19 protein-coding genes and 3 pseudogenes are annotated in these 16,857 nt (G+C 59.8%); 13 read left to right on the plus strand and 9 right to left on the minus strand.

Translation table 11 applies throughout. The features are described from left to right. Nucleotides 1–138 precede the first annotated feature (138 nt). Entirely contained in the window at nucleotides 139–576 is a 438-nt protein-coding gene (locus tag BCY88_RS31580; protein ID WP_259461574.1) for a TlpA family protein disulfide reductase, read from the plus strand. Between the two features lie 371 nt (nucleotides 577–947). Here the strand turns inward: BCY88_RS31580 and BCY88_RS31585 are convergent, their stop codons facing one another. The 4 genes from BCY88_RS31585 to BCY88_RS39985 form a co-directional block, all read right to left on the minus strand. Next, a complete protein-coding gene (locus BCY88_RS31585) occupies nucleotides 948–2,273 on the minus strand; it encodes an Nramp family divalent metal transporter (protein ID WP_120348059.1) in 1,326 nt (441 codons plus the stop codon). Between the two features lie 65 nt (nucleotides 2,274–2,338). Further along, nucleotides 2,339–2,737, minus strand: coding sequence for a CopM family metallochaperone (copM, locus tag BCY88_RS31590; RefSeq protein WP_120348060.1), 399 nt, complete (start codon nucleotides 2,735–2,737; stop codon nucleotides 2,339–2,341). Nucleotides 2,738–2,760: 23 nt separating this feature from the next. Beyond that, on the minus strand, nucleotides 2,761–3,969 hold the full coding sequence (locus BCY88_RS31595) for a permease (RefSeq protein ID WP_120348061.1): 1,209 nt from the start codon (nucleotides 3,967–3,969) through the stop codon (nucleotides 2,761–2,763). A gap of 28 nt (nucleotides 3,970–3,997) precedes the next feature. Then, a complete protein-coding gene (locus tag BCY88_RS39985) occupies nucleotides 3,998–4,165 on the minus strand; it encodes a hypothetical protein (RefSeq protein WP_183081498.1) in 168 nt (55 codons plus the stop codon). Between the two features lie 872 nt (nucleotides 4,166–5,037). Here BCY88_RS39985 and BCY88_RS31605 point away from each other — a divergent pair. Continuing rightward, nucleotides 5,038–5,490: pseudogene (locus tag BCY88_RS31605) on the plus strand (DsbC family protein); the annotation flags it as partial. Between the two features lie 236 nt (nucleotides 5,491–5,726). Here BCY88_RS31605 and BCY88_RS31610 read toward each other — a convergent pair. The 5 genes and pseudogenes from BCY88_RS31610 to BCY88_RS39675 form a co-directional block, all read right to left on the minus strand. After that, nucleotides 5,727–5,954, minus strand: a pseudogene (locus BCY88_RS31610) (cytochrome b/b6 domain-containing protein); the annotation flags it as partial. 798 nt (nucleotides 5,955–6,752) lie between these two features. After that, a complete protein-coding gene (locus tag BCY88_RS31620) occupies nucleotides 6,753–7,190 on the minus strand; it encodes a DUF4148 domain-containing protein (RefSeq protein ID WP_120348064.1) in 438 nt (145 codons plus the stop codon). Between the two features lie 179 nt (nucleotides 7,191–7,369). Then, nucleotides 7,370–7,798: a DUF4148 domain-containing protein gene (locus BCY88_RS40750; protein WP_183081499.1), complete on the minus strand. Its 429-nt coding sequence runs from the start codon at nucleotides 7,796–7,798 to the stop codon at nucleotides 7,370–7,372. A 113-nt stretch (nucleotides 7,799–7,911) separates the two neighbouring features. Next, a complete protein-coding gene (locus tag BCY88_RS31630; protein WP_120348065.1) occupies nucleotides 7,912–8,388 on the minus strand; it encodes a DUF4148 domain-containing protein in 477 nt (158 codons plus the stop codon). 335 nt (nucleotides 8,389–8,723) lie between these two features. Next, nucleotides 8,724–9,113, minus strand: a complete 390-nt coding sequence (locus BCY88_RS39675; protein ID WP_147408583.1) for a hypothetical protein — start codon at nucleotides 9,111–9,113, stop codon at nucleotides 8,724–8,726. Nucleotides 9,114–9,667: 554 nt separating this feature from the next. On the opposite strand from BCY88_RS39675, the gene cueR reads away from it, so the two are divergent. The 11 genes and pseudogenes from cueR (at nucleotide 9,668) to BCY88_RS31685 (ending at nucleotide 16,521) form a co-directional block, all read left to right on the plus strand. Further along, the gene (gene cueR / locus BCY88_RS31640) at nucleotides 9,668–10,114 is read left to right on the plus strand and encodes a Cu(I)-responsive transcriptional regulator (RefSeq protein ID WP_120348067.1); all 447 of its coding nucleotides are present in this window, start codon (nucleotides 9,668–9,670) and stop codon (nucleotides 10,112–10,114) included. 60 nt (nucleotides 10,115–10,174) lie between these two features. After that, nucleotides 10,175–10,552, plus strand: coding sequence for a hypothetical protein (locus BCY88_RS39680; RefSeq protein ID WP_147408584.1), 378 nt, complete (start codon nucleotides 10,175–10,177; stop codon nucleotides 10,550–10,552). Between the two features lie 170 nt (nucleotides 10,553–10,722). After that, complete coding sequence (locus BCY88_RS31645; protein ID WP_120348068.1) at nucleotides 10,723–10,977, plus strand: hypothetical protein; 255 nt, start codon at nucleotides 10,723–10,725, stop codon at nucleotides 10,975–10,977. A gap of 93 nt (nucleotides 10,978–11,070) precedes the next feature. Next, complete coding sequence (locus BCY88_RS31650; protein WP_120348069.1) at nucleotides 11,071–11,322, plus strand: DUF2933 domain-containing protein; 252 nt, start codon at nucleotides 11,071–11,073, stop codon at nucleotides 11,320–11,322. An 18-nt stretch (nucleotides 11,323–11,340) separates the two neighbouring features. Further along, entirely contained in the window at nucleotides 11,341–12,507 is a 1,167-nt protein-coding gene (locus BCY88_RS31655; protein ID WP_259461575.1) for a cytochrome c biogenesis CcdA family protein, read from the plus strand. 11 nt (nucleotides 12,508–12,518) lie between these two features. Beyond that, nucleotides 12,519–13,199 (plus strand): peroxiredoxin family protein, encoded by a 681-nt coding sequence (locus BCY88_RS31660; RefSeq protein ID WP_120348071.1) that lies wholly within the window; start codon nucleotides 12,519–12,521, stop codon nucleotides 13,197–13,199. A gap of 9 nt (nucleotides 13,200–13,208) precedes the next feature. Then, nucleotides 13,209–13,469 carry a glutaredoxin family protein gene (locus BCY88_RS31665; protein ID WP_120348072.1) on the plus strand — a complete coding sequence of 87 codons (261 nt, stop codon included), beginning with the start codon at nucleotides 13,209–13,211 and terminating at the stop codon, nucleotides 13,467–13,469. A 385-nt stretch (nucleotides 13,470–13,854) separates the two neighbouring features. Next, nucleotides 13,855–14,514 (plus strand): methyltransferase family protein, encoded by a 660-nt coding sequence (locus BCY88_RS31670; protein ID WP_120348073.1) that lies wholly within the window; start codon nucleotides 13,855–13,857, stop codon nucleotides 14,512–14,514. Nucleotides 14,515–15,010: 496 nt separating this feature from the next. Then, nucleotides 15,011–15,202, plus strand: a complete 192-nt coding sequence (locus tag BCY88_RS31675) for a hypothetical protein (RefSeq protein ID WP_120348074.1) — start codon at nucleotides 15,011–15,013, stop codon at nucleotides 15,200–15,202. Nucleotides 15,203–15,383: 181 nt separating this feature from the next. Beyond that, nucleotides 15,384–16,003: pseudogene (gene petA / locus BCY88_RS31680) on the plus strand (ubiquinol-cytochrome c reductase iron-sulfur subunit). A 272-nt stretch (nucleotides 16,004–16,275) separates the two neighbouring features. Then, complete coding sequence (locus BCY88_RS31685) at nucleotides 16,276–16,521, plus strand: hypothetical protein (protein ID WP_147408585.1); 246 nt, start codon at nucleotides 16,276–16,278, stop codon at nucleotides 16,519–16,521. Nucleotides 16,522–16,857: the final 336 nt, after the last annotated feature.

Here is a 16,857-nt window from a genome sequence, read left to right on the forward strand (position 1 = left end):
GCTCTCGCGGAAGGTAAGGCCGGGCGCAGCCGGCGCAACACGAGAAGAGCCTTGCTTGCAGGGCTCGGAGCTGCAGGCCTGGCCGCCGGTGCGACAGCGTACTGGCGTCTCAGCTCCGACGAGATAGTGAGCGGCGTCTTGATCCATGCACGTGCGCGCGAGTTACCGTCGCTGCGATTCACGGATGCGAACGGCGCAGCGACAAGCCTCGCCGCATTTCGCGACCGGGTCGTGCTGCTCAACGTGTGGGCTACCTGGTGCCCTCCGTGTCGTGAGGAGAGGCCAACGCTGGACCGCCTGCAGGCAGCTCTGGGTGGACCGAACTTCGAGGTCGTCGCGGTGTCAGTCGACGCGGGTGGCATGCCGGTGGTTCAGGCATTCTTTCGCAACACTCGCGTTACGCACCTGCATCCGTATCTGGACGCCTTCCACGACGCGGCTACGCTGATAGAGACAGGCATTCCGATCACGCTGCTTGTCGACCGTAATGGCTGGGAGGCGGGCCGCAAGCTGGGGTCCGCGGCGTGGGACGATGCGCAAATCGTACGGCTGATACGACGCTACTTGCCCGCTTAGACCGCGGGAGAGAAGTTGGTGAGTAAGTTGCCGGCAGACCAATCCCTATACATCGCCCGAGACGTTCTTTCTTTTGTCGTGGGAAGTTAGCACCAGTCCGCTGCGATGATCACGACGGTTTTTTGGGGGGACATGTTGGCGATTGGTTCTACGGGTGTCCGTCATCCGGAAGAACGCCGCGACCTTGTTCGCGGAATGAGGGCATCGCTGTTTCGCAGCGAGAGAGGCTGCGCATAGCCGCTTCGCGAACGTCTCGAATAACGTAGCCGGTACCAGGCTTGTTCGCTGCGAATATCTCAGTTCGCGAGAAAGCTAACAGCGAGCCAGGGAAAGACGACGTTTTCCGCGCACCCAGCGTCCACCAATGCCCGTCAGCCTGACAGTAGTCGCTGCAAGCCGGGCAGCGCTATTCCAAGCGTCTGGAGCAGCAAGAGTGCGTTGAGAGACAGAACCGCAGTTGCTGCTACAGCGGCCAACATGATGGTGAACGTGCGGTTCTTGCGAACACCCATGATGTCCTGCCGACAACTGAACCATAGCAGCGCCATCATCGGAAACGGCAGGGCAAGACTCAACACGACCTGGCTGATGACGAGTGCATTGGTAGCATTCACCCCGAAACCGACAACTGCAAAACTGGGCACCATCGTCACAACTCTTCGCACCCAAAGAGGGATTCGAAAACCAACAAAGCCCTGCATAATCATCTGGCCGGCCATCGTGCCTACGACCGAGCTGGATATTCCGGAAGCGATTAGCGCCAAGAGAAAAATGCCCGCAGCGCCTATGCCTAACAGAGGCGCCAGGGTGTGATATGCCGTTTCGATTTCGGCGACATCAGGATGACCCTCGTGGAATGCACCGGAAGCCATGATGACCATGGCCATATTGATAAGGCCGGCAGTGGTCAGTGCGATGACGACCTCGAGGTTCGAATATGCCAGCAGCGTGGTGCGTTCAGCTTCTGTCTGTGGGGCCACGCGATTTTGCGTTAGCCCCGAATGGAGAAACAGTGCATGTGGCATGACCGTGGCGCCAACAATGCCAACAGCAATCGTGAGCGCTTCCGAATCCGGAAGATGCGGCGAGAACGTATGCGTGAAAACTGCTGGCCAGGCGACCGGTACGATAAATAGCTCGGCCAGGTAAGACAAACCAATCACACCCACCAGTCCCCCAATTGCAAGTTCAAGTGGACGGAAACCGGCACGCTCAAACAGCAGAAGCGCATAGGTCACGAGAGCGGTGACAGCCATGCTGACGAACAACGGCATGTGGAACAGCAGAGACAGGCCGATTGCTCCGCCCAGAAACTCGGCCAGATCCGTGGCCATCGCGGCCACCTCGCTCACGCCCCACATGAGAAGGACGAGTGACTTCGGGAAGTGATCGCGGCAGAGCTCAGCGAGGTTTTGTCCGGTAACTATCCCCAGCTTCGCTGAAAGCGCCTGAAACAGCATGGCTATCAGATTCGCCAACAGCACGACCCAGAGGAGCGTATATCCGTACTTCGCGCCAGCCTGAATGTTCGTCGCGAAGTTCCCCGGGTCCATGTACGCGATTGAGACAACCACCGCCGGGCCGAAAAATGGCAGGAACACCTGCGCGCCTCGACCTTCGAGTCGCTCCCGTATCGCCGACGTCGTTTGCTCCGTCAGGGTTTTACGTTTGTCCTTGCGACGAGCACGGTCGTCCATTGCCACTCCAGCGTGTCACTGGCTGCACGCACTGCGCGTCAGCAGTCTGTCTGCGCGTTACAACATCATTCACCAGCGTGCCTGGTCTGCCACTTCTTCATGTACGCAATTTCCTCATTTTGTACCTTGGCGATGCTCCTGGCCAGTCGCTTCATGTCTGGGTCCTTGCCGTACTTAAATCCCACCTTTGCCATATCGATGGCGCCCTGATGATGGGGAATCATGTGCGCAACAAAGTCCTTGTCGGTGTTGCCACCGTATGGAGGAGCGCTCATTTCCTGCATCATCTTTTCATCCGCCTTCTTGAACGCTGGCGTTGATGGACTTGAGCCAGTACCCGCCGAACTGGACATATTCATTCCGGGCATGGATGCACTCTGCTGGGCGTGCGCGGGGAGCGCGGCAATGCTCAATGCGGCAGTTGCGCAGGTAAACGCGACTCGGATGGCAAAAAAACCTTTCATCTTGAATCTCCTGTTGGAATGGGTCATTCGGAGCGGCCATGATGCTGATGGTGTGTATGGCCATGGGAGGCATGATGCTCATGTCCACCGTGGTCATGCTGATCGCTTTCCATCATCCGCATCATCTCCGGGCCGCCGGTTCTGAAAAATACAAACGTCAGGACGATGAAGACTGCACCGAAGATAATGTCGAGCACGGTGGTGTAGTTGAAGGTAATCGCTGCGTCCACGACTGCCGTATGCCGTTCCGTCGGCACCCACCCAAGCGATTGGAACAACGCTTCGACCACGAGTGCCGCTGAGACCATCGCAAGATAGAAGGTCACAGCGAGGAACACCGTCATCCGGCCGCCGTAGTACTTTCTGTAGATGTTGAGGATGGGAAGAATGATGAGGTCGCCAAAGATGAAAGAAGCGACACCGCCGAAGCTGATACCACCATTCCACAGTACAGCGGCGAGCGGCACGTTACCCACCGAACAGGTAAACGACGCAACAGCAATCAAGGGGCCAACAAACGCCCCCCAAATCATTGCCGCCGTCGGATGACTGACAAGGAAGAATTTCTGCCAGAAACTGTCCGGTGCCCAGGCGCCGAGCGCGCCTGCAATGAGCAACCCAATGCCGATGTCGCGCCACAGCATCGACCAGTTCATTACGTAGCTGTGGCTGATTGCTATCCATCCGTCTCTGGATGAGAGACGGTGCTTCCCGGTCCCGTGCTGTCCGGCCATCGACATGGCCGCGTGACCCTCCATGCTGCCGGCGATACCCTTGTCCGCCTGCTCGATAGCTTCGCTTTTGAGCGAGTCTTTGAGAAAGAACCGGAAGAGCAGCACCAGAACGACAATCATGATTGGGCCACCGATGAACTCAGCGGCCGAAAATTGCCAGGAAATCAGCACCCACATCAGCACACCGAGTTCGAGCACAAGATTCGTGGCTGCGAACTGGAACGCCATCGCGGCCGTGAAGTCACCGCCCTTGCGCACGATGGAGCGGGCCATCGCGACGGCGGCATATGAGCATGAGGAAGACGCCGCTCCGAGTAGGCTCGCGACTGTCAGCGAGCGAGGCGATGCGTCAGGCAGAAGCCTCGACATCTCAGACCTCGAGACAGCGACTTCTATCACCGCGGAAAACAGGAAACCGAGACTTAGTCCCCAGAAGATCTGCCACAACATTGTGAAGGCCATCCACAACGCGTGACCTAGGGCTGTGACAATCTGCATCGCGAGCTCCTTGATGAAGACTTCTATATCAGCGCGGCGCGGCTATAGAAGTAGGTGAGAAGTAATCGCCGTAGGGTGATTTCCCGAGCTTGATGCTGTTGAGGAGCTTCAGCATCGCCTTTCCAACCCGGCTCACGCTTGCGTCGGCCAAGTTCATGATGATCACGTTTTCATCATGAGCCGGAAGTTGAAACACGCGCATGACTCGTGACCTGCCGGATGAGAACCACGTTTCAGCTACCACAGTCAGGCGATTTGATTAGACGATGAACGTAGGGTAAAGTCCCGCTGCCTTAATCGCGATAATCAGATGCTCCGGTGGTAACGCCGGAGTGACCTTCACAATTTTAGTGCTGACGTTGATGTCCAGCTTTGCTGCCACGTCAACGCCGGTGACCGCGCGCGGAACCGCGCTGGCGCAGCCGACGCATTACAGATCTCTGACTTCGAACTCCATCTTTTACATCCCGTGGCAAATCAGAACCATCAGCGTGCAATTTTCCATAGCGGGAATGTCAAGCGAGACGGGCCGCCTGCTTGCGCAGTCGACCCGCGCCGGTCAGACAGGTTCAGGACGCGGAGAAAATACAGGGCAAAAGTTGCCCCGTTCTCGACAGCTTGTAAGGTTCGATCTTCCCGCGCGGCCGTTCGGTGATGGACTTCGCCAGCAAGGCCCGGACCCGCGTATCTGGCGAAGCCGTGACATAACGAGCTCCGACGCTTGCGTGGCGGCGTACTGCGCGTAGGGCAACGAACAAGCAAGCAGCAATTCTTTGAGCCTGTGACGACTTCGCAAATTCCCGCGACGCTGAGGGCACTAGCGCTGTAAGCTGTTTCAGGAGACCCCTAATGTCCTCACGGCGCGGGTGGGCGCACAATTGCTCATCAAGACAGGTACGGGTGGTGTTTGCAACGCCGGACTATTTGAACGTGGTACGGCGGCCAGGCACGTTTTTCTTTGGGGACCTTATGGATGCGTTATACCGTACTGCCGTCATGACAATTGCCGCTCTCACGTTAGCGACGGGCACAGCCTACACCGTACAGGCCGACCAGAAGACGGTCGAAGCTCGTCTTGCCGAGCCTGATACGTTTGACTTCACGAGCCTGCCACTCGCGGATGCGATCAAGGTAGTCAAAGGCAACGGCAGTCGCAAGATCGCCGTGTTCTCGGACCCGAATTGCCCGTATTGCAAGAAGCTGGAAAACACGTTGAAGAGTATCGACAACATTACGGTTTACACGTTCCTATACCCGGTACTGACGTCGGACTCGGCGATCAAATCAAAGGCAATCTGGTGCGCAGTGGATAGAGCCGCAGCGTGGCAGTCGTGGATGATTGACAGGAAAGCTCCCGCGACGGCAGCCACCTGCGATACGACGGCCCTCGATAAGAACCTGGCGCTGGGTTGAAAGCTTGGTATCACCGGTACTCCCACGGTGTTCCTCACAGATGGGCGACGCATCATTGGCGCACTATCTTCCGATCGCCTTGAAAAGGAAATATCCGCAGTACGCTAGGTACTGCGAGCGTCACGCGTTACCGGGGGCTGAGTCATTCGGGTGGCTGGCATGAGTTGCCCGAAATTCTGCTCCACGACCGTGAGCCAGTTTTCCTGCGAAGGTTTCCGGAGGGCGGGTATGCTGCCGTTACTGCTGGTTCGCAGGCTGGGCGACGTCCCTATCGGTTTCCGATTCGCTCTCGCTACTTGCCGACAGTCGAGCGAGCGCCTATGGGCTGGATTGCCGGCGTGTCAAAGCGCCGCGAAATGCCAGTGCAACGCCCCGGCGAACCAGCCGTCGAGCGTGAGATGCAACGGGATCATGAACCCTTTGAAGACGGGCGACGCGTCGTGGATGCGCCAGTCCGGGAGCACTATCACGATTGCGGCCAGCGCGTTGAGCCAGTGCGTGATCCGCAGCCAGAGCGGATGCCGGCTCTGCGGGTCAATCGTAGCAACCGTGTCATTGAAGGCATCTGGCACGTCCCAGTGGCGCTGCCTTCGTCCGGTGACGAACAGCGACGGCACGTATATCGTCCTGAGGCGGGTACTCGCCGTCAGTTATCGCTGCCTCCTGGTAAACCGTGTGCCCCGAGGAACGATCAGTCCATCCGGTGTTATTCCAGTCATCGACTTGCAGTGCGATCGGAACCGATCGGGCGCTGTGCCAGCCGAGCGCCGTCCTCGCAGCGCGGCAGATCCTCAGACGGATAGCTGGTGTACGTTTTGGTCCGGATAGCGAGTGCCTCGCATACCGCGCGCGTCTTCCGCCTGCTGTTCGCGCCGCAATTATCCTCCGTGTCTTCAGGCAGGTCGGTACGCAGTTCATGGCGGTAGCCATTTCTTTGAACGAGAATCCGACGCGTCATTCGGAGGGCGCAGCCGACGAGGTTCAAGGCACGCTACGCGACCGGCTATTGTCGATTTGCGGTTAACCCTTTGTACGGACCATCGCTACGCCGGTCGCTTGCGATCGTGCCTGGACTGACTGGTCAATGCATCCCGATGGTCTCGCGCAAACAAAGCCGTCGGGAGTTGCGCGCCATCGAGTTCCGTCACACACGTTCCCTCGGTCTCAGCGCTCGGAGATGCAAACCGCTGCGGCCAGATACTTTGCGCTGAGGCGGGATTAATCGACGCGCGGGAGGGTTCCGCACTCAACTTTGGACCCGGACTCCAACGGACCGTCGGAGCGCAAGCCGTTGCGCGTGTTTCTTCGCAGCACCGGTGGCGCGCTCCCGATCGCTCCCCAGCGATTGCCATTTTCCGGGCGAGTGAGCGTTATCGTGCCGCCACACCCGCCTGAAAATCTGCCCGCCATGCCTGTCGCGTCTGCTGGAACTGCGCCTGATTGCGGACGATCGTATCCGCACTGGGCGGATACTCGGCGTTAAGCGTCGGAAGCAGGCCGGCTTCTTCTGCCTGCAGCAACTCAGCGCGTACCTGTGCCCGCGTCTTGCCTATGCTCGTGCTTGCGCCCGCCGCTGGCGTCCAGCTGTTACCGGTCGGGGAAGACTGCGACCCGGGATATGCGGAGGCGGCGGCAACAGCACCCGGCGTGTCCGGTTGCGAACCGGACGCCGTGATCGGGCGCGGGTACTGGTTATGCTCCGATCCGTTGGAACCACCACCACCACCGCCACCGGCGAACGCCGCTGCGGTCGCGGCCAGCAGCAGGGTTGCCACGAGGGATTGATTCAGAAGAGTACGACGTTGCATGGTTGATTTCCTTATGTCGAGAGTTTCGTTACGCGCCCATGCGCCTAGACTGCGTTGCAAAGAAATTTGAAACAGAGCAGCAATGCAATGCGGTTGATATGTACCCGTGATGTCAGATCAGCGGCGCGGCAGTAAGGCGCCGCGCCGCGTGACCGTTCTTCAACGCCGCGCCCGCGGACTTACTGTTCGCTCGCGGTAACCTGATCGCCTGCGTGCCAGGCCTGCTCGATCTGCTGGAACCGAGTCCGGTTGCGGGCGATGGTTTCGGCACTGGGCGGGTAATCATTCTTGTGAACCGGTGCGAGGCCCGCACGCTGTGCCTGCAATAGCTCTGCGCGTACCTGTGCCCGCGTCTTCCCGTAGCCCGCGCTTCCTGTCACGTTGGCCGTGCCGTCTGCGGCCCTTTCAGGGACCTTCGCCGCAGGATTTCGGTTGCTGGCCAGCGCCGTCTCCTGCGAGCGGGACGCTGCACCCGTGGCCGAAACCGCGTAAGGATTGGGATTGTGTCCCAGTCCATTGGCCTGGCCTCCCGCGGCGAATGCCGTGACGGTGGCGGACAGGAGCATCGTTGCAAAGACAGACTGTTTGAACAAAGTGATGCGTTTCATGGTCGATTGCCTGAAATGAAAAGAACGTCAAATGTGTAGGTGCATTCCATGGCGACAGTCGGGGCGTCAACGTCGGCGGGGCGGCGTCGCGCGGCGACTGTCCGGCAGACGGTTCAGGGCAACGAGGCGTCCGCCCGCGCTCCGCCACCGCTTACCTGTTGCTCCTGCGCAGGAATGTAGCCATGCGCGCGCCAGTAAGGCTCAGCCTGCTGGAACCGGGCCTGATTGCGCGCGATGGTCGTCGCGTTGGGTGGATACCCGGTATGGCCAGCCGGGATGAGACCCATCCGCTGCGCCTGCAGTAACTCCGCACCGACCTCCGCCCGTGTCTTGCCATGGCCCGTGCCAGGGCCCACCACGGGTGCTCCCTGAGCCGCGGGGGGCAACCCGGCTCCATCTGCAGGCGGGCTGGCGGCCGCAACAACTGCCGGCGCTACCGGCTGTGCACCAGCGACCGCATACGCATGCATGGATAGGTTGTTCCTCGGTCCGGAGGGGCCGCCCCCACCCCCACCCGCGAAGGCCGTGATGGCCGTCGACACGAGCAGGGTTGCGAAGGCGGACTGTTTGAGCAGGGTGAGATGTTTCATTGTTGATTTCCTTGATGAGAAAAAAGCGCAATGCGCAATACGCATCGACGACACGAACAACCTGAGTGCCAAAGCGCAAACGATGGGTCCGCGATCAGGACTTCGGCGACTTGCGGGATTTGCGAGCTTCGACTTGATCCAGCGGGTGCGACTATCCGGGTCCGGAGGCGCAGGCGGCACTCGTGCGGGCTGACGAAGACAGCCAGCGCGATGCGACACCCGCGCCTGCACGCAGCGAACGGGCACACGTTGGGAGAAGTCTGGAAACCGTTTCGCGAATGAGCGGGATCGCGCGCCAGCTTTCGCCAGGCACGACCGACGTCAATCGCGAGAGGTCAAATGCGAAAAACCTGGAAGAGGATGCGGGGAGGGGGAACAGCGGAAAGCAGAGCAGGTTCGGACCGGGTCGGCAGGCGCGGCCTGATCGCCAGTTCAGGGATCGTGGAGTCGCCCCAGATCAGCGGTACCCAGGCGAGCGGCGCGGGAGGGGGTTGCTCGGCATGGTCGGGCTGGGCCGAATTGTCGCAATGTGCGTGGCAGACCGCGGCAGTATGGTGATCGCGCTGATCGCTATGGCCATCGGTGACCATGGCCGCTGTCGCAGGACCTATCGACGGAGGATGTTGCGTTGTGGCGCAGGCGTACGCCGCCACCCACAGCTGGCTGAAGAACAGCGCAACGAGTAGCGTGATAACGGTGAGCGTACGTCGGGTCTGGCGGCGCATGATTCGGTCAGGCTGCCTGATGGACGTCAAGGGGAATGCACGGCAGATGTGCGAGCAGCGACCCCGCACATCCAGAAGCCCCTGCGGCGTATGCGGTCGCGCCGTCCGTCCGGTACCCCGGTCGTGCCGTCGCCGCCTTCGCTGTTGTTGTGCACCGCATTTCTGTCGCCTCTAGTGGTTGATTTTCCTGATCGCCGCCGGTCCTGCCATTCGGATCGTGCACGAAAAGTGGCGCCGTCGGTCGAGCGTGTCGCGGCGTTCGCGACCTCGCAGTACCACGCCGTCCCTTATCAGACGATAGACCGGAGTCTAGGCACTCCCATGACGGGAGTGTCAAGGGGCTGGGTACGTTCTGGGTGCGGCAACGCACCAGAAAAAGACCTTGACATTCCCGCAGCGGGAAGGTCTAGAGTAAATGCAGGCTCGAAAACAAGCGGGCGGAGACGGGTGTAGCGGGTTTTCCCGGCGTCGGGTCCGAAGCGTGTCATGCGACGTTTTGGCGCGGCTGACATCGCCCTGGTCCAATCGCTGTGATTTGACGTATGAGGTGCGGGATGAACATTGGACAAGCGGCGAGCGCCTCGGGCGTCACGGCCAAAATGATCCGCTACTACGAGACGATCGACCTGGTGCAAGCTGCTGGGCGCACCGATGGTGGCTACCGGATTTATGGCGACAATGATATCCACGTGCTGAGGTTCATCCGGCAGGCGCGTATGTTGGGATTTTCGATTGAGCAGATCAGACAACTGCTTTCGTTGTGGGAGAACCAGGACCGGGCGAGCGCGGAAGTCAAGGCGATCGCCACCCAACACATTCGCGAGCTGGATACCCGGATCGCGGAACTGGTCGTGATGCGTGACACTCTCACTTATCTGGCACGGCACTGCGCAGGCGACAAGCGGCCGCGCTGTCCGATTCTGGAAGGGATCAGCCACCCGGTTACCCGACAGTTGCCGAATCAAAAAGCAGGTGGGCGCGCCGCGGCGCTTTCGTCGTGATTCGCACTAGAAACGTGATAAAACTGGCTGAAGTGCTCCATTCTCTGTCTGAACGATGCCGTGAAACACGCCGCTAAATTAGTACTGTGCTTCCTGATCGCCTGGCTGCCTTTGACAGGGTTTGCCGCGCCGGTACTGGTTTGCCCGCATGTTTCGTCGTCGATGACGGGATCGCATACAGCACGACATCATCCGGCAATGCAGCAAACATCCTCCCCGGCGGGTGCAACAATGCACCCGCACACCGCCGTATTGACCATGCATCAGGCGGATTGCCACGGCGGCATGGGTAGTCTTGCCTGCAGTCTTGCGGCGATCCCCGCGACTCCGGTTGCGATTCTCGTTGCCCCCTCCACACCCATCTACGCGTCACTCGACGCCACGATACCTCCGCAATTCATTCCCGACCTTCCGCAGCGCCCACCACAAATTCTGTAACACCCGTCGAGGCATCAGGCGTACGCGAGCTGTACCCGCTCGCGAGCGCGGCTTCGCGTCCGCGCACCGATGATTCGGTTTAATCATTGCGTAGAGCGATTTTCCCGTGGCGCACATGAATAACCGGCAGCCTTCAACTCCCGATTCCGGGACTGGCAAAGGAGATTGAGATGAATACCAGACGCCTGGCCGCTGTGTCGCTGGCCCTTGCGCTTTTCAGCGCGAGTGGATGGAGCGTGGCCGCTAGCCCATCGCAACCGGCAACGCACGATGGCGGCAGCTCGATGATGGGCGGAGGAATGATGAGTGGCGGGATGATGGGCCACTGTCCGATGATGGAACAACTCCCTCCGGGGAATGAAAAACTCGCCATGCAGATGCACGGTGAAATGATGAAGGCGATGGGCGACATCATGCTCAAGTAGGCCGACAAGATCCAGACGCCACCTACGAAATAACAGGGTTGTTGCCTGTTCAATCCGGGCAACTTACCGCGACTTGCATAAAGGAGCAACACCATGAAATGCAATATGAAAACAATGCTCACCACAGGGATCATCCTGCTCGCCTTGCTGGCTGCGGCCTATGCGGCGTTGCCTCAGTTCCGCTCGCTCGTGCTGAGCCTCGGGCCATCCCTGCTGTTCCTGCTGTGTCCGTTGTCCATGATCTTCATGATGGCAGGCATGCGTTCAAAGAAGGACGATCATCGTTCGTCTCCGAGCGACGCAGCGCAGGATTCGCAGCCGCCTCAATCGCGTATCACCAGGTAGTGGTCTGCGACGGCAAACGTGCTGGACGAACGCACCATCGTGCGCGTTCGTCCCGGCAGGGGACATCCACGCGATTATTCCCATGATTGCAGGCGTCATGTCGTCGCCTTAACTTTGATGACGTGCGGCAGATGCGCAGCAGACACGTGCCGGATAGGCAGGCTGTGGGAAGAAGAGACCCCGGCAGCGAGTTGCACGGCCGAACCTCAGCAAGAAGACGTATTACGTCAGCAATCCGAAAAATCCGCTGGCGATGATCGAACAAAGGAGGGAAAAATGGGGACCAGTATTTTTTTCGGGGGGTCGGTGATCGCCGCGTTCATTGCCGGCATGATCGCACTGTTCGCGCCGTGCTGCATTTCGGTCATGCTGCCGGCGTACTTCGCGAGTTCCTTCCAGAACCGCAGCAAGCTGGTAGCGATGAGCTTCATCTTCGCGGCGGGTGTGGCGACGGTGATCCTGCCGCTGGTCATGGGTGCTGTGGTGTTGCGCGAACTGTTCGTCACGCAGCACACGCCTGTCTACTTGATCGGCGGCTCACTGATGCTTGGAATGGCAGCGTTCACGTTGCTCGGCGGCAAACTTCAGCTCCCCATGCCGGGGCGATCCGCCAGCGGCGGCGCCGGTCCGATCAGTATCTATTCCCTCGGAATGTTCTCGGGCGTCGCCAGTTCGTGCTGCGCTCCTGTGCTTGCCGGCGTTATCGCGTTATCGAGCGTGGCGCCGTCTGCCGTACTGGCGGCCGGTCTGGGTGGCGCATACGTCTTCGGCATGGTGGCACCACTTTTTGTGATCTCGCTGCTCTGGGAGCGATACGACTGGCGATCGAGCCGACTCTTCTGCAGCAGAAGCGTGACGTGGCGCATCGGTCCGCTGCAGCGCACGCTTTCAGCGTCGATGCTGGCGAGTGGACTGTTGCTTGCCGTGATAGGCATTGCAACATTGTGGACCGGACTTGCCTATCACTCCATGCCGACCTCCAGCCACTGGGCGCTGGTGGTCTCAGTCTGGCTCCAGCATATCGGCCAGCTCGTGACTGATGCGCTTTCAGTCATTCCGAACTGGCTGGCTGCGGTACTACTGCTGGGTGCCGTGACGGCGCTCGTATTGCGGGCCCGCACACAGTGGCGTCCGGCACGGCATGACGACAACGACGTCGACCTTCAAAAAACCCGGCAGGAATAACGGAGGACAACATGAAACAGGCACAGGCGAAACCATTCGTCGGTCAACGAATCGACCTTCGGACAAAACTCATCCTTGGCGTGGCCATCGCGATACTTATTGGCCTGGTGAGCGCCATCGTTCTGCTATCCAGATCAAATGCGCCGGATCACGGTGGAACTTCGACCGGCGACGATCTAGCCGGCAAATACAGTTTCCAGGTCGGAGATCCTGGTCCTGGCCAGGTTGCCCCGCCGATCCAGCTGATGAGTACCGCTGGCAGCGCTTTCGATCTGGCCAGTTTTCGGGGCAAGACGGTCCTTCTGTATTTTCAGGAGGGCGTCACCTGCCAGCCGTGCTGGGATCAGGCTAAAGATGTGGGACTCAAGTTTCAGGAGTTTCACGCGCTGGGCGTTGATCAGGTTGTCACGATTGCGAGTGACCCCGTCGATCTTCTGAAACGGAAGTCGAGCGATGCGGGCCTCTCAATGCCGGTCCTGTCGGACCCTGATCTTGTCGTGTCGAAGGCATATCACGCCAACGATTACGGCATGATGGGCCAAAGCCGCGACGGTCATACTTTTGTGCTGGTGGGTGCGGATGGCCGGATAAAGTGGCGGGCTGACTACGGTGGCGCACCCGCCTATACGATGTACCTGCCGGTCGGGAACCTGCTTGCCGACATGCGACGCGGTTTGCAGAAAACCAACTGAGAAGCACTCATGAAACCACTCAATGTTGTCGTGGTTACCAAGGATGGCTGCATGTTCTGCGATATTGCGATGACCATGCTCAACAGGTTGTCAGCAGAGTATCCGCTGGTGATATCCACGCTGTCCGCCCACTCGGCGGAGGGGCAGGCACTCGCACTGAAGTGCGGCATTCTTTTTCCGCCAGGCATTGTGCTTGATGATGAGCCGCTGTGCTATGGCCGACCGTCCGAGCGAAAGCTTCGGCGTGCGTTCGAACAGAAATTGTCGTAGTGGCGGCCATGACACGTTGATGAGCGCGCGGCCGATCGCATCCAGGTTGCGGTGCCGCGTCACGGGTTTACCGATCAGGTTGCGAACGCCGCGTCCGTTCACGGTTGCGCCCGTGCCTGACCGGTCGCGTGCATTGACGCTGCACGCAGCCTCTGGCGACAGGTAGAGCGTATCGCAAGCTGCGGCCAGCAAAGTGAATCACCGGGCGCGACGGGCGGCGGCAGACTGCGATCGACGGGGATGTCAGGGGGCTGCAGCAACGGACGGGCGGTTGACCCGAAGCCGGCATGACCGCGAGAGCCGGGCGACAGAAAGACGCCGGCCATGAGGGAAGCTATCGAGCTGACGCTGCCTCGGTCGTCATCTAGTGACAGGGAGTCCTGACATGAATGATATGACTGGCTTTGCCGAACACTACGGGCACTGGGGGCTGGTGACGATCATGATCGTACTGGCGAGCTGGATTCTATACCGCTTCGCGGCGCCGAGGGGCTGGCGCCAATGGACCGGCGCCGGTCTGGTCCAGGCTTTCATCATTGCGCTCTACGCCGAGATGTACGGGTTTCCGCTCACGATCTACTTGTTGACCGGATTCCTTGGTATTGACGTTCCGCGCACTGCTTACACGGGTCATCTTTGGGCAACGCTGCTCGGTTACGGCGAAACAGGCGCGGCGGTGGAGATGATGCTCGGCGGGGTGTTCGTCCTGTTCGGTATTTCACTGCTTGTTGTGGGCTGGCGCGCGGTGTGTCTGGCCTCCCGCGAGGGCCGCCTCGAAGTGGACGGTCTGTATGGCGTGGTGCGTCATCCGCAGTACAGCGGAATCATGCTGGCCGTCTTCGGCCAGATCGTGCACTGGCCGACGGTCGTGACGCTCGCGCTGTTTCCAGTCATCGTGCTGGCCTATGTGCGGCTTGCACGCAAAGAGGAACGGGAAATGATCCGCCGGTTCGGCGCGGATTATGAGGCCTACCTGCATCGGGTACCGATGTTTTTCCCACACTGGGGGCAATGGGGACATTTTCTCAATCCGCTCGAGTGGTAATGAATCCGGGGCGGTCGGTCCCGTGGTTTTTCCTGGGAGACTCATCTGGCGAAGACGACTTCGCGGCTGCGTGATATGCCTGACCCACAAAAAAGACCCGGCGTGAACCGGGTCGAAATGGGCGGTGATCGGGACAACCTTGCGCGCCGGAACACCACTCCGGGTTGCCTGGTTCGTGGCCGCGAATACCGCCCGCGTGGCCTTATTGCGTGGGCGACTGCCTGGCAGGGAACATGTTTTCGCGCGCGTTCATCGATGGGCCCGCTCCCTCGTGCAGATCGCGGTTACGGAATATGTGTAAAGGAAGTCGTCCTCGATTGCACATTGAAGAAAGTTTGCAGCGAGGACATCGCGCCTGTCAGAACAGGAAGAAGTGCCGCTACGGTACTGTGCCACCCGCCAGTCGATTCCGTCAACGGATACGGCGATGCGAATCGGCCCAGCCGTGACACGGCGGAGAGCTTGACCCGAAATCACTTGACCGAGAGACCGATCAATGAGACCTGCCGATCAGTCAGTTTGCTGGCGCAGTGCGGCCGACGTGAAAATCGCGATCAGCGCGACAGGTCGTCTGGAGGTGTCTTACGGGCAGATCGACTCCGTGTATTTGCGCGGTGTCCGGCATCGTGCGACAACGCAGGACACCACGAGTACCTTCACGCTGATTGACGCGACGAAGAATGCCTGACATCACGCGCCAGGCGAGGTTAACCCGAGCGGCTCCCGTTCGCCACGGACAGGATCGAACTCCATTGCGCAAAGACGCGGTAGCTGGTGCCGTCCGGGTATGGGATGTCGAATTCCAGACAGAACGCCACGACAGAATCAGGATCAAAGAAGCATGGACAGCGACAGCATGGGGGCGCGCCGTGACAGTAGATCATCAGGAAAGTGCGGACGACAACCGTTGCAGGTGGCTGATCGCAACGTCGGTTGCGGGAGGCATTGGGGGCGTGGCTACCCTCGTGCCTTTTGTCGATTCGTTCGCGCCGTCCGAGCGTGCCAAGGCAGCAGGCGTACCGGTCGATGCAGATATCAGCACTCTGCGTGGCGGCGAAATGATGATGGTCGCCTGGCGCGGCATGCCGGTGTTTCTCGTCAACCGGACCGACAGAATGCTGACAAGTGTGGTTACGGCGGACCCGATGGTCGCGGACCCGACCACCCGACATCCGTTCCCGATGCCCCTGCCGACCTACTGCAGGAACGAATACCGATCGTGTTCCGATCATAAGAATCTCCTTGTTATCGTCGGCGTCTGCACGCATCTGGGCTGCACACCTGCAGCGCGATTCCAGGAAGGCCCGCAGTCCAGTCTCCCTGATACTGGCCGGGCGGCTTTCTCTGCCCGTGCCATGGCTCTACCTACGACCTCGCTTGCCGCGTTTTCGGGAACAAGCCTGCGCCGCAAAACCTCGACGTGCCACGCTTCATGTTCACTTCGCCTGCAAACGTGTCGATTGGGCGCGACGAGCAGGGAGAAGCATGATCCAGCTTGTGAGCTTCGGCTGTGAACTTCATTGGAACAGTGCATGGAATCGTTTAGCAGTCCTATGCGAAGGCTTCAGTGTCTGGACGACTCATCCCGAAACATTATGTAGATGCCAATGAGAAAAACTTTGGGGGCGTTGATATCCAGCGCTGTGCCGGTCCGCGGCAATGCCGACTCCGAAGGTTGATTCAGTGCCTGACCGCGCCAGATCTCATGAGAGAAGCGGGGTGCAAAAAATCATGGAAGAACGGGCTGGAGGCGGTCGGACAATGACAAATCTCCATGAGCAGCAGGAGCTTCTGCACATCCAGACAATGGTCCTCGAGCTCGAACGGATAGCTAGCCGGGGCAGTATCGTGCGCCGGGGCACTTCCGTTACGCAACCCGAATACTGGCGCAACCGGATCCATACGTTACTGGCAACACCTGGCATTTCTGGGTCCACTGCCGCGCAGGCATCGGCGTTGCTGGCAAAACTGGATGGCATCGCAGAAGCGGGGAAGAAATGCAGATGACCTGATGGGCGAGGTTGCAGGACCGGGCAAAGCACACACTGGCTGCGTGGCACAATCAACCTGGTCAAACAAACTTGGCCGTCGGGCGCACCGCGCAATCACGAGGCTCGGCCACGTGGCGTTGGACTGCATTTTCCTGAGTGACATTCCAGGTGCTGAACTGATGCTGCACCGTATAAGGACGCGTGTGCCGGACCAGCTCTGTGTACCGGAATGTTCGCATCCTGACGGCGCCTCTGCCGGCCGGACTTCGGCAAGCGCCACACGCGGCCCGGTCACTGCGCGGTTTCTTCCGCCTGCGCCACGGCACGCGGTTCGATCTCGCGGGACGCGTGT

This window comes from Paraburkholderia fungorum (genome assembly GCF_003610895.1).
Classification (GTDB): domain Bacteria; phylum Pseudomonadota; class Gammaproteobacteria; order Burkholderiales; family Burkholderiaceae; genus Paraburkholderia; species Paraburkholderia fungorum_B.

Bases quoted from the DNA above. Each gene is read 5' to 3' on its own strand.
- BCY88_RS39675 (WP_147408583.1), bottom strand. From the start codon at position 9,113: ATGCGCCGCCAGACCCGACGTACGCTCACCGTTATCACGCTACTCGTT.
- copM (WP_120348060.1), bottom strand. From the start codon at position 2,737: ATGAAAGGTTTTTTTGCCATCCGAGTCGCGTTTACCTGCGCAACTGCC.
- BCY88_RS31670 (WP_120348073.1), top strand. From the start codon at position 13,855: ATGAATGATATGACTGGCTTTGCCGAACACTACGGGCACTGGGGGCTG.
- BCY88_RS40750 (WP_183081499.1), bottom strand. From the start codon at position 7,798: ATGAAACGCATCACTTTGTTCAAACAGTCTGTCTTTGCAACGATGCTC.
- BCY88_RS31650 (WP_120348069.1), top strand. From the start codon at position 11,071: ATGAAATGCAATATGAAAACAATGCTCACCACAGGGATCATCCTGCTC.
- cueR (WP_120348067.1), top strand. From the start codon at position 9,668: ATGAACATTGGACAAGCGGCGAGCGCCTCGGGCGTCACGGCCAAAATG.
- BCY88_RS31660 (WP_120348071.1), top strand. From the start codon at position 12,519: ATGAAACAGGCACAGGCGAAACCATTCGTCGGTCAACGAATCGACCTT.
- BCY88_RS31630 (WP_120348065.1), bottom strand. From the start codon at position 8,388: ATGAAACATCTCACCCTGCTCAAACAGTCCGCCTTCGCAACCCTGCTC.
- BCY88_RS31595 (WP_120348061.1), bottom strand. From the start codon at position 3,969: ATGCAGATTGTCACAGCCCTAGGTCACGCGTTGTGGATGGCCTTCACA.
- BCY88_RS31665 (WP_120348072.1), top strand. From the start codon at position 13,209: ATGAAACCACTCAATGTTGTCGTGGTTACCAAGGATGGCTGCATGTTC.
- BCY88_RS31620 (WP_120348064.1), bottom strand. From the start codon at position 7,190: ATGCAACGTCGTACTCTTCTGAATCAATCCCTCGTGGCAACCCTGCTG.
- BCY88_RS31685 (WP_147408585.1), top strand. From the start codon at position 16,276: ATGACAAATCTCCATGAGCAGCAGGAGCTTCTGCACATCCAGACAATG.
- BCY88_RS31585 (WP_120348059.1), bottom strand. From the start codon at position 2,273: ATGGACGACCGTGCTCGTCGCAAGGACAAACGTAAAACCCTGACGGAG.
- BCY88_RS31675 (WP_120348074.1), top strand. From the start codon at position 15,011: ATGAGACCTGCCGATCAGTCAGTTTGCTGGCGCAGTGCGGCCGACGTG.
- BCY88_RS31645 (WP_120348068.1), top strand. From the start codon at position 10,723: ATGAATACCAGACGCCTGGCCGCTGTGTCGCTGGCCCTTGCGCTTTTC.